An 11,399-nucleotide genomic window follows, 5' to 3' on the forward strand; every position below is an offset into this window, starting at 1 on the left:
GCCGGCGTAGCTGCGCACGAGGGCGCGGGCGAGGTGATATTCCGGGCTGTCGGTCACCTGCCGGTAGGGGCGGGCGAAGGCGCGGTCCTCGGCCTCGGCGACGCGCTCGTGGGTCAGCGGATGGGTGCGCAGCCAGGCCGGGGTGGCGCCGCTGTCGGCCAGACGGGTGGCGCGCTGCAGGCGTTCGAAGAAGGCGGCCATGGCCCGCGGGTCGAAGCCGGCATCGACGAGGAGGCGGAAGCCGAGGCGGTCGGCCTCCTGTTCGTGTTCGCGGGTGTAGTTGATCTGGCTTTGGGCCTGGGCGGCGGTGGCGCCGGTGACCGCCGCCATCGCGGCCTGGCCGTTGCCTGTGCCGGCGGCGACGATCGCCGCGGCGAGGGCGGCCAGCGACATGACCTGGGCGCCCGACTGGGCGGCGAGCTGGCGGGCGATGTGGTGCTGGCCCACGTGGCTGATCTCGTGGGCCAGCACCGACGCCAGTTCGCTCTCGCTCTGGGTGGCGAGGATCAGGCCGGTATTCACGCCGACGTAGCCGCCGGGCAGCGCGAAGGCGTTGAGTTCGGCCGAATCCACGGCGAAGAAGCGGAAGGGCTGGCCGGCGAGGCTCGGGTCGGCCTGCAGCAGGCGGCGGCCGAGGCTGTCCAGGTAGGCGTCGATCTCCGGGTCGTCGAGGGCGGCGCCGGCGGTACGCAGGCTTTTCATGGTTTCCTCGCCCAGCGCCCGCTCGCGCGCGTGAGGCAGGGCGGCCTCGGAGGCGTCGCCCAGTTCGGGCAGACTGGCGGCCTGGACGAGGCCCGACAGGGCGAGGGCGGCGGCGAGCAGACTGCGGTGGAGGCGGCGTGGCGGCATGGCAGGGGCGACGAGGCGCGAGAAGTGGCGAAATCTTCGGGCAGGGCGTCGTTAAGCCCGGTTTGCAAGGTGTAAAGGGATGTAAAGGCGGGTAAAAGCCCCACCCTCGCTTTCCGCCCCGGCAACGGGGCTCGTATCATCGACGGCGGATTTCCACGAAGGCAGGTGCGGGATGAGCAAGGTTTTGCTGGTGGACGATGACGTCGAGCTGGCGTCGATGCTGCGCGAGTACATCGAACAGGAAGGCTTCGCGGCCGACGCCGTGCATGACGGCGAAGCGGGCGTGGCGGGGGCGTTGTCCGGGCAGTACGCGATCGTCGTGCTCGACGTGATGATGCCGCGCCTGGGCGGCATCGAGGCGCTGCGGCGGATCCGCGCCCATAGCCAGGTGCCGGTGCTGATGCTGACCGCCAAGGGCGATGACGTGGACCGCATCGTCGGCCTCGAGCTGGGCGCCGACGACTACGTGCCCAAGCCGTGCACGCCGCGCGAGCTGGTGGCGCGCCTGCGGGCGATCCTGCGGCGCACCCAGGATGCGCCGGCCGAGGCCGCCGGTCCGCTCGCGGTGGGGCCGCTGGTGATGTGGCCGCAGATGCGCCGCGCCCAGTGGCAGGGCGCCGGGCTGGAGCTGACCAGCACCGAGTACAACCTGCTCGAACTGCTGGCCCGCAACGCCGGCCGCGTGGTGAGCAAGGCCGAGCTGTCCGAACAGGGGCTGGGGCGGCCGCTGGCGCGCTTCGACCGCAGCATCGACGTGCATCTGTCGAGCATCCGCCACAAGCTCGGGCTGCGCGGCGACGGGCGTCAGTGGATCGAGACGGTGCGCGGGCTGGGTTACCAGCTGGTGCGCGAGTGAGCGGCCGATGAAAGTCGGGCGTCTGTTCTGGAAGTTCTTCTTCGCCTTCTGGCTGGCCCTGCTGCTGGCGGGGGGGGGCGTGGGCAGCACGGTATGGTGGCACCAGCAGAAGGCGCGCGAGCGCCTCGACGCCGAGCGCGATTCGGTGCTGGCCGGCGGCCCGCGGGCCACGCTGGTGGTGTCGGCGGCGGCGGCGGTGCTGGGGCATGGCGGCCTGCCGGCGTTGCGCGAGTTCGTGGCCGATTGGCGGGGCGAGCGTGCGCCGCGGTTGTTCGTCGTGGATGAGCGCGGTGTCGAGGTGTTCGGCCGCGAGACCCGGCCCGAGATCGTCGCCGACGCGCAGAGCCGGGCCGGCGGCGACGATCCGCGCCGGCCGGCGCGTCGGGTGAGCACCGCCGACGGACATCGCTACCTGCTGTTCGTGCCGGCCGAGCATCCCGGCGAGCGGATGGGGTTCCGCCTCGACGGGCCGCCGGAGGGCCATCGCCCGCCTTTCGAGCGGCGCGGCCCGCCGCCGCCCAGCCCGTGGCTGGCCATCGCCATCGGCCTGGTGGCCAGCGTGGTGTTCAGTGCGTTGCTGGCCTGGTATCTGGCGCGGCCCATCCGCAACCTGCGCTGGGCCTTCGGGGCGGTGGCCGACGGCCAGCTGGATACCCGCGTGGGCCCGCTGATGGGCGCCCGTCGCGACGAGATCGCCGACCTGGGGGGCGACTTCGACCGCATGGCGCACCAGATCCAGAGCCTCGTCGGCGCCCAGCGCCGGTTGCTGCACGATGTCTCCCACGAACTGCGTTCGCCGCTGGCGCGCCTGCAGGCGGCCATCGGCCTTGCCCGGCAGGACCCGGCCAAGCTCGAGGCGACCCTCGACCGCATCGAGCGCGAGGCGGGGCGGCTCGACGAGCTGGTGGGGCAGTTGCTGACCATCGCCCGTCTCGACGCCGGCACCCGCGACAGCCGCGTCGAGCGGATCGAGCTGGTCGATCTGGCCGCCGCGATTGCCGACGACGCGCGCTTCGAGGCTCGCGCCCACGGCCGCGAACTGGTTTTCGAGGGGCAGGGCGAGGCCGAGGCCGAAGTGCGCATCGAACTCGTCCAGCGGGCCTTTGAGAACGTCATCCGCAACGGCGTGAAGTACACCGCCGAAGGCAGCTCGGTGTCGGTGGTCGCGTCGGTGGCCGGCGGGCAGTTCGTGCTGCGGGTCGCCGACCGGGGCCCCGGCGTCCCGGAGGCCGATCTCGAGGCGATCTTCGAGCCCTTCTACCGCAGCGCGAGCGGGCTCGGCGCGGGGGGCTTCGGTCTCGGTCTGGCCATCGCCCGCCGTGCCGTGGCGGCCCACGGCGGACGCATCCACGCGGCCAACCGGGAAGGCGGCGGGCTGGTGATGGAAATCGTGCTGCCGGTAGCGCCTGTTGCGGCGCAAAAATAGCCGCAAAAGAAATTAGGCGTCGCCCGGCCCTGCTGTTAGAATGCGCGCCGTGGCGGGTCTCCCCGCATAGCAGCGCGGTGAACCTGGTCAGGGCCGGAAGGCAGCAGCCACAGCCGTTCCCTGCTAGTGCCGGGGGTCAGGCTCGCCACCCCGAATTCGAAGGGGCGTCCAGGCGGACGCCCCTTTTACGTTCCGCTCGCCGTTCGTGCCGGCCCGGCGCCGGTGCCTGATAGAATTCCGCCATGGCCTATCAAGTCCTTGCCCGCAAGTGGCGCCCGCGCAGTTTCGAGACGCTCGTCGGGCAGGAGCACGTGGTTCGCGCGCTCACCCACGCCCTCTCCACCGGCCGCCTGCACCACGCCTACCTGTTCACCGGTACCCGCGGCGTCGGCAAGACGACCATCTCGCGCATCCTCGCCAAGGCGCTCAACTGCGAAACCGGCGTGACGCCCACGCCGTGCAACCAGTGTGCCGCGTGCACGGCGATCGACGCCGACCGCTTCCCCGACTATGTCGAGATGGACGCCGCTTCCAACCGCGGCGTGGACGACATGGCCGCGCTGCTCGATCAGGCGGTGTATGCGCCGGTCCAGGGCCGCTACAAGGTCTACATGATCGACGAAGTGCACATGCTCACCGGGCACGCCTTCAACGCCATGCTGAAGACGCTCGAAGAGCCGCCCGAGCACGTCAAGTTCATCATCGCCACCACCGACCCGCAGAAGATCCCGGTCACGGTGCTGTCGCGCTGCCTGCAGTTCAACCTCAAGCAGATGCCGCCGGGCCACATCGTCGCCCATCTCACGCGGCTGCTCGAAGCCGAGGCCGTGACCTTCGAGCCGGGTGCGCTGCGCCACATCGCCAAGGCTGCCAACGGCTCCATGCGCGACGCCCTGTCGCTGCTCGACCAGGCCATCGCCCACGGCGCCGGCAAGGTCGAAGAGCAGGCCGTGCAGGACATGCTCGGCACGGTTGGCGACGATCACCTCTACGCGGTGCTGGATGCGCTGGTCGCCAACGACGTGACCGCGTTGATGGCGGCGGTGGATGGCATGGAGGCGCGCAGCCTGTCGTTCGAGTCGGCGCTGCAATCGCTCGCCGCGCTGCTGCACCGCATCGCGCTGTTCCAGCTCGCCCCGGCAGCCGTCCCCGACGAATTCGAGGCCGCCCGCCTCGCGCCCTACGCCCAGGCCTTCGACGCCGAGTTTCTGCAGCTGGCCTACCAGATTGCCATTCATGGCCGCGACGAATTGTCGCTGGCCCCCGACGAGGCCACCGGCTTCTCGATGACGCTCCTGCGCCTGTTTGCCTTCCGCCCGGAGCAGCCGGCCGCCCTGGGTGGCGTGCTGGCCAGCGGTGGCGGACAGGGTCAGGCGCGTGCCGTGCCGGAGGCCCCGCGCGCGGTGTCCGCCCCGGTGGCGGCGGTGCCCGCTCGGCAGGTTGCCGCTGCGCCCGCTCGTCCGGCGGGGATTGCGCCGATGCCCGATCCACAGCCTTCGTCCGTCCCCGCGCCGCCTCCCGCGGAGATGCCGCCGCCGGTCGCGGCCCCGGTGGCGGAGCCCGCCCGGCCGGCCGAGTCCGCCGGCCCCGATTACGGTAGCAGCGTCCCGCCCTGGGAAGACCTTCCGCCGGAGGCCCACGAGATTGTGCCCCAGCGGCCGTCGGTGCCTCCGGCACCCGCCGCGCCCGCGCCGGTTCGCTCACCCGAGGCCGTGCGTCCCGCTTCATCCGAGTCGCCCACGCCCGCGCGCCCGTTCGAGGCTGCGCCACCCGTCGTGGCCGCTGCCGTGGCGGTTCCGGTGGCTACGGGCGAGCCGCTGCCGCCCGACCTCGACTGGCATGCGCTGCAGGGCGAGCTGGGGCTTGGGGCGATGAATCTCCAGCTGGCCCAGCATTGCGAGCTGGTCGGCGTGGCCGCCGATCTGCTCAAGCTGCGTCTGTCCCAGAGCCAGCGCCACCTGCTCCAGATCAACAAGGCCGGCCCCGAGAAACTGCAGGAAGCGCTGACGGCCCATTTCGGTCGGCCGGTCCGCGTCGCCATCGAGATCGGCGAAATCGCCACCGAGACGCCCGCCCAGCGCAACCAGGCCGAAAAGGCCGAGCGCCTCGCCGCGGCGGTGGCCTCGCTGGAGCAGGACCCCTTCGTGCGCGAACTGATCGAACGCTTCGATGCGACGCTGGAAGAAGCGTCCGTCAAACCCCTCTGACAAACCCCAACTCGCGGAGTAAAGCACCATGATGAAAGGCGGTATCGCCGGCCTGATGAAGCAGGCCCAGCAGATGCAGGACAACATGAAGAAGATGCAGGACAGCCTCGGCGGCATCGAGGTCGAGGGCCAGGCCGGCGCCGGCATGGTCAAGGTCCAGATGACCTGCAAGTACGATGTGCGTCGCGTCACCATCGATCCGTCGGTGATGGACGACAAGGAAATGCTCGAAGACCTGCTGGCCGCCGCGGTGAACGACGCCGTGCGCCGCGTCGAGACCACCACCCAGGAGAAGATGGCCGGTTTCACCGCCGGACTCAACCTGCCGCCGGGCTTCAAGATGCCGTTCTGAGCGACCGGTCGTGAGCGCTCCTTCCAGTCTCGACGCGCTGATCGAAGCGCTGCGCTGCCTGCCGGGTGTAGGCCCCAAGTCCGCCCAGCGGATGGCCTACCACCTGTTGCAGCGCGATCAGCGCGGCGCGGCCAAGCTGGCCACGGCCCTCGGCCACGCGCTGGAGGTGCTGCGCCACTGCGCGCGCTGCAACACCTTCTGCGAGGACGAGGTGTGCGCCCGCTGCGCCAACCCGCAGCGCGACGCCAGCCAGCTATGCGTCGTCGAGATGCCGGCCGATCTGGCGATGCTCGAGCAGACCCACAGTTACCACGGCCTGTACTACGTGCTGATGGGGCGCCTGTCGCCCCTCGACGGCGTCGGCCCGCGGGAGTTGGGTCTGGAGAAATTCCTGCATCGGGCCTGCGACGGCGTGGTGCAGGAGGTGATCCTCGCCACCAACTTCACCAACGAGGGTGAGGCCACCGCCCACATGATCTCCGAACTGCTGCGTTCGCGCGGCATCCGCGTCACCCGCATCGCGCGGGGCATTCCGGTGGGTGGCGAGCTGGAACACACCGATACCGGCACCATCGCCCAGGCGCTCGTCGAGCGTCGCTCGCTCTGATTCCCTCCGCTTCGGGAGCCTTCCGATGACCCAGGCCGCCAAACCCCTTGCCGGCGTCAAGGTGCTGGAGCTCGGCACCTTGATCGCCGGCCCGTTCTGCACCCGCATCCTCGCCGAATTCGGCGCCGAGGTGATCAAGGTCGAGTCGCCCGATGGCGGCGATCCGCTGCGCCAGTGGCGCAAGCTGCACCAGGGCACGTCGCTGTGGTGGTCGGTGCAGGCGCGCAACAAGCGCTCGCTGACCGCCAATCTCAAGCATCCGGACGGCCTCGCGGTCGTGCGTCGGCTGGCCGCCGAGGCCGACATCGTCGTCGAGAACTTCCGCCCTGGCGTCCTCGAAAAACTCGGCCTCGGCTGGGACGTGCTCCACGCCGCCAACCCCGGGCTGGTGATGGTGCGCCTGTCCGGCTTCGGCCAGACCGGGCCGTACAAGGATCGGCCGGGTTTTGGCGCGATCGGCGAGTCGATGGGCGGGTTGCGCTACATCACCGGGTTTCCGGATCGCCCGCCGGTGCGCACCGGCATCTCCATCGGCGATTCCATTGCCGCCCTGTGGGCCGCCATCGGTGCGCTGATGGCGCTGCGTCACCGCGAAGTGAACGGCGGAGCCGGCCAGGTCGTGGACGTGGCGCTCTACGAAGCCGTCTTCGCGATGATGGAGAGCCTGGTCCCGGAGTTCGACGTGGCCGGCTTCATGCGCGAACGCACCGGCAACGTGATGCCCGGCATCACGCCGTCCAACACCCACACCACCCGCGACGGCCGCCACCTCATCATCGGTGGCAACGGCGACGCGATCTTCAAGCGTCTGATGACGGCGCTGGATCGCCCCGATCTGGCGGACGATCCGACGCTCGCCAGCAACGCCGGCCGCGACGCCCGTGGCGACGAACTCTACGCAGTGATCGACGCCTGGGTGCGCGAGCGCGACGGCGACGCGGTGCTCGCCGCGATGGAAGCCGCCCAGGTGCCGGCCAGCGCCGTATATTCGGTGGCCGATATGTTCCAGGACGCGCAGTTCATCGCCCGCGACATGTTCGAGCAGGTCAATCTGCCCGATGGCCAGCCGATGAAGATTCCCGGCATCGTGCCCAAGCTCGGCGGTACGCCGGGCTCGACCGAATGGCTGGGGCCCGGCCTCGGCGAACACACCGACGAGATCCTCGCCGCGCTCGGTCACACCTCGCAGGAGATCGCCGCCCTGCGTGAAAAAGGCGCGGTCTGACTGCATCGGGCGTAGGCGCCCGGCGCCGGCCGCGGGGTATCATGGCGGCATCCCCATCCATTGAAGACTGATCGAATGGCAAGCATTCTCGTGACCGGCGGTGCCGGCTACATCGGTTCCCACACCTGTGTCGAACTCCTGGCCGCGGGCTACGACGTGGTCGTGGTCGACAACTTCAGCAATAGCAAGCCCGAGGCGCTGCGCCGGGTCGAGGACATCGCCGGCCGCAAGCTGGCGGCGTTCTACCGTGCCGACATCCGCGACAAGGCGGCGCTGCGCGAGATCTTCGCGGCCCACCGCATCGAGTCGGTGATCCATTTCGCGGCCCTCAAGGCCGTGGGCGAATCGGTCGCGAAGCCGCTGACGTACTACGACAACAACATCTCGGGCACGGTTGCGCTGGCCGAGGTGATGGCCGAGGCGGGCGTCAAGTCGATGGTCTTTAGCTCCTCCGCCACGGTGTACGGCGACCCGGCCAGCGTGCCGATCCGCGAGGATTTCCCCACCGGGCCGACCAACCCTTACGGCCGCACCAAGTGGATGATGGAGTTCGTGCTGTCCGATCTCGCCGCCGCCGACCCCGAATGGCGCGTGGCGCTGCTGCGCTACTTCAACCCGGTGGGAGCCCACGCCAGCGGCCGCATCGGTGAAGACCCGAACGGCCTGCCCAACAACCTGATGCCCTACGTGAGCCAGGTGGCGGTGGGCCGTCTGCCCCAGCTGCGCGTGTTCGGCGGCGACTACCCGACCGTCGATGGTACCGGCGTGCGCGACTACATCCACGTGGTCGACCTGGCGGTGGGGCACGTGGCGGCGGTGCGCCGGCTGGCCGAACGGCCGGGCGTGCTCACCGTCAATCTCGGCACCGGTCGGGGCTACAGCGTGATCGAGGTGGTCAAGGCCTTCGAGAAGGCCAGCGGCCGCCCGGTGCCCTACGAGATCGTCGACCGGCGTGCCGGCGACGTGGCTCAGTGCTACGCCGAACCTGGCCTGGCCGAGCGCGAGCTGGGCTGGAAGGCCACCCGTGGCATCGACGAGATGTGTGCCGACGCCTGGCGCTGGCAGCGCGCCAATCCCCAGGGGTATCCGGATTGAGCGATCTTCCCCCCAGCGACGCCCTCAACGTGCTCGGCGGGCCGTTGCTCGCCTGCAGCTACGCGCCGCTCACCGGCTGGATGCGTACCGGTTGCTGCGAGGCCGATCCCCAGGACATCGGGCGTCACCACGTCTGCATCAAGGTGACGGCCGAATTTCTCGACTTCAGCAGGATGCGGGGCAACGATTTGTCAACGCCGCGTCCGGAGTTCCGTTTCGCCGGCCTCAAGCCGGGCGATCGCTGGTGCCTGTGCGCCCTGCGCTGGCGCGAAGCCTGGGAGGCGGGGTGCGCGCCGCCGGTGGTGCTCGCGGCGACGCACATGGCTGCTCTCGAAATCATCCCCTTCGAGGCGCTGCGCCGCTACGCCTACGAGGGCTGATCAGCGCCCGGCCACCCACTCCAGCAGCGCGTCCTGGGCGTCCCGGGCCGCGCCGGCGTTGGGATGATTGACCATCAGCACGACCGCGTAGCGGTGTCCGCTACGCGCCAGGACGTAGCCCGCCAGGCTGCGCACGCCGTCCAGCGTGCCCGTCTTGACGTGGGCCGAGCCCGCCGCCGGGCTGCCCGGCAGGCGCTTGCGCGCCGTTCCGTCCACGCCGGCCACCGGCAGTGACGCCAGCAGTTCGGGCATCGTGCGGCTGCGCCACGCCGACTGCAGCAATTGCCCGAGCGTCGCGGCGCTGATGCGGGCGCCCCGCGACAAACCCGCGCCGTTATCCACCACCAGCCCTCTGGTGGCGATTCCGTTGTCGGCGAGGCTCTGCAGCACCACCCGGCCACCTGCGGCTACCGAATCCTCGCCGGGCTCGGCCAGCGCGCCGAGTGTCGCGAGCACCTCGCGGGCGATCACGTTGTTCGACCATTTGTTCATGTCGCGCAGCACCTCGGGCAGGCTGGGCGACACGCTTTCGGCAAGGAGGCGGGCGTCTGCGGGCGTCTGTCCGTCGCGGAAACGTCCGCCGATCTCGCCGCCGAGTTCTTTCCAGAGCGTGCGGAACAGGCCCTCGAAGAGCTGGTCCGGCGGCAGCGGGGAGAGATTCCAGTCGAAGGCTTCGGTGCACGATGCAGGCAGGGTGCCATCCAGGCTCAGCACGCCGTTGGCGGTGCGGGTGGCGGAAAGTGAGGCCGTCGGGTCGCCGCAGGGGCCGTTGGCGCCGCGCCGGATGCGGTTGTCGACGATCAGTCCGGCGGGCAGGGGATCGCTGACCACCTGCGTGCCACCAACCGTCGGCGTGAGGCGCAGGCGGATTGCGCCGTAGTCCACCCCGAGCGCGTCGGCGCCGGCGTTGTAAGGGCGCAGCGGGCGCTGGTCGAACGCGCCCGGGTCGTGCGGCGGCAGCCGGAAGAAGTTGCGGTCGGTCACCACGTCGCCATCGATGCGCCGGACGCCCTGGGCACGCAGTTCACGCAGCAGCAACCACAGGCGCTCCCGCGACAGCCGAGGATCGCCGCCGCCGGTGACGAAGAGGTCGCCGTGGAGCGTCTGGCGCCGGAGTTCGGCGCGGGTGCCGACACGGGTCTTCCAGGTGAAGGCGGGGCCGAGGCGGTCGAGGGCGGCGAAGCTGGTTACCAGCTTCATCACCGAAGCGGGATTCATGGGCTCCTGCGTGCGATGAGCGACGACGGGCGGGCTGCCGTCCACGTCCTGAATCAGCACCGCCACGGCGGCGCGCGGAATGCCGGCGCGGTTCAGGCTGGCTTCGAGCGGTGCCGGCAGATCGTCCGCCCGCGCACTCGACGGGGCCAGCAGCGTGGTGCAGCACAGGGTGGCGAACAAGCGTCGGGGATGGTGGAGCATCGTGAGCATCGGCTGCGCAACAAGGAAGGCGGCCCGGTTGGCCGGCGAGCATGGATTATGCCGACTCCGCAGCATCGGCGTGACCGCGCCGCGCGAAAAACGGCGGTATTCCGGCCCTCGCCCCAACGCCCCGACGGCGTGGGAACCGCAACGACCCACGCGCACGCGTCATGGGTGGGTGCCGCTGGCGAGAGCATCGGAGCCGGATTGCCGAGCCAGCCCGAGCCCCCCGATCAACCCGAGCACCCAACTCGACGCACCCAACTCGACGCACCCGACGGGCGGCAGATTTTATGCCGCGAGGGTGTAAAAGCCATTCCCCTTTCACCTGTTAAGATTTACACTTATGTCATGCCGCGGTCTCGCCGCTGCGGCTGCCATCGCCTCCGCCCACCGCCCCCGTGGCGTCGCACGGTCCGGCTTTTCCGCCATCGTATTGCTGAGTTTCCTCCCATGTCTGGCCCTTCGTCTGCCACCACCGTCGAGTCTCACTTCTCCCTGCTGCCCTGTCACGGTCAAGCCCTCACGTTTGCCCGTCTGCAGCTGCCGGGCGTCATCATTCTCGTGCATGGCGTCAATTCCGACGGGGAATGGTTCGACGCCACCGAGCGAGGCCTGTGCGAAGGCCTCAACGCCCGCATGGCGCGCCGCGACCCCCAACTCGCCCACCCCTGCGTGGCCGCGGGACAGCTCAAGCCGGTGACGTACACGCCCGAGCTCACCAGCAAGGGCTTCATCGACCCCGCGCGGGACGACACTACCTTCATCGCCCCCGCCGAGAACTACTCGCCGGTCATCCGCTTCCGCTGGGGCTACAAGGCCTCTAAGGAAGAGCTGCAGGCATTCGGCGACAAGGTCTGGCTCAACGAACACGACTACTGGGGCGGCGGGCCCTTCGCCAACGGCTGCTCGGCCGTGGCCGACCTGTGGACCGCGGGGCTCGACGACAGCCTCTTCCTGTGGCTCACCGCCCAGCACTTCAA

The 11,399-nt window shown here is 70.2% G+C and carries 11 protein-coding genes and 1 other RNA gene; 10 read left to right on the top strand and 2 right to left on the bottom strand.

The annotated features are described in order from the left end of the window. Nucleotides 1–849: M48 family metallopeptidase (locus tag ACE3P2_RS02765; protein WP_374260719.1), on the bottom strand; the 849-nt coding region annotated here is incomplete at its 3' end. 172 nt (nt 850–1,021) lie between these two features. On the opposite strand from ACE3P2_RS02765, the gene ACE3P2_RS02770 reads away from it, so the two are divergent. The 9 genes from ACE3P2_RS02770 (at nt 1,022) to ACE3P2_RS02810 (ending at nt 8,997) form a co-directional block, all read left to right on the top strand. Continuing rightward, on the top strand, nt 1,022–1,705 hold the full coding sequence (locus ACE3P2_RS02770) for a response regulator (protein ID WP_374260722.1): 684 nt from the start codon (nt 1,022–1,024) through the stop codon (nt 1,703–1,705). A 7-nt stretch (nt 1,706–1,712) separates the two neighbouring features. Continuing rightward, nucleotides 1,713–3,131, top strand: a complete 1,419-nt coding sequence (locus ACE3P2_RS02775) for an ATP-binding protein (protein ID WP_374260724.1) — start codon at nt 1,713–1,715, stop codon at nt 3,129–3,131. 51 nt (nt 3,132–3,182) lie between these two features. Next, nucleotides 3,183–3,281, top strand: an RNA gene (ffs, locus tag ACE3P2_RS02780) — signal recognition particle sRNA small type. A gap of 92 nt (nt 3,282–3,373) precedes the next feature. After that, a complete protein-coding gene (dnaX, locus tag ACE3P2_RS02785) occupies nt 3,374–5,338 on the top strand; it encodes a DNA polymerase III subunit gamma/tau (protein ID WP_374260726.1) in 1,965 nt (654 codons plus the stop codon). Nucleotides 5,339–5,366: 28 nt separating this feature from the next. Continuing rightward, nucleotides 5,367–5,690 carry a YbaB/EbfC family nucleoid-associated protein gene (locus ACE3P2_RS02790; RefSeq protein WP_374260729.1) on the top strand — a complete coding sequence of 108 codons (324 nt, stop codon included), beginning with the start codon at nt 5,367–5,369 and terminating at the stop codon, nt 5,688–5,690. Between the two features lie 10 nt (nt 5,691–5,700). Continuing rightward, nucleotides 5,701–6,297, top strand: coding sequence for a recombination mediator RecR (gene recR, locus ACE3P2_RS02795; protein ID WP_374260732.1), 597 nt, complete (start codon nt 5,701–5,703; stop codon nt 6,295–6,297). 25 nt (nt 6,298–6,322) lie between these two features. Then, complete coding sequence (locus tag ACE3P2_RS02800; protein ID WP_374260734.1) at nt 6,323–7,522, top strand: CaiB/BaiF CoA transferase family protein; 1,200 nt, start codon at nt 6,323–6,325, stop codon at nt 7,520–7,522. 75 nt (nt 7,523–7,597) lie between these two features. After that, entirely contained in the window at nt 7,598–8,617 is a 1,020-nt protein-coding gene (gene galE / locus ACE3P2_RS02805; RefSeq protein ID WP_374260737.1) for a UDP-glucose 4-epimerase GalE, read from the top strand. After that, nucleotides 8,614–8,997, top strand: coding sequence for a DUF2237 family protein (locus ACE3P2_RS02810; RefSeq protein WP_374260739.1), 384 nt, complete (start codon nt 8,614–8,616; stop codon nt 8,995–8,997). Before galE ends, ACE3P2_RS02810 begins: the two co-directional genes overlap by 4 nt. Here ACE3P2_RS02810 and dacB read toward each other — a convergent pair whose 3' ends face one another. Further along, nucleotides 8,998–10,416, bottom strand: a complete 1,419-nt coding sequence (dacB, locus tag ACE3P2_RS02815; protein WP_374260742.1) for a D-alanyl-D-alanine carboxypeptidase/D-alanyl-D-alanine-endopeptidase — start codon at nt 10,414–10,416, stop codon at nt 8,998–9,000. 453 nt (nt 10,417–10,869) lie between these two features. Between dacB and ACE3P2_RS02820 the strand changes: the two genes are divergently transcribed. Continuing rightward, nucleotides 10,870–11,399 (top strand): hypothetical protein (locus ACE3P2_RS02820; protein ID WP_374260745.1); only part of this gene is annotated, 530 nt, incomplete at its 3' end.

The sequence above is a fragment of the Zoogloea sp. genome (genome assembly GCF_041911615.1).
GTDB lineage: Bacteria > Pseudomonadota > Gammaproteobacteria > Burkholderiales > Rhodocyclaceae > Zoogloea.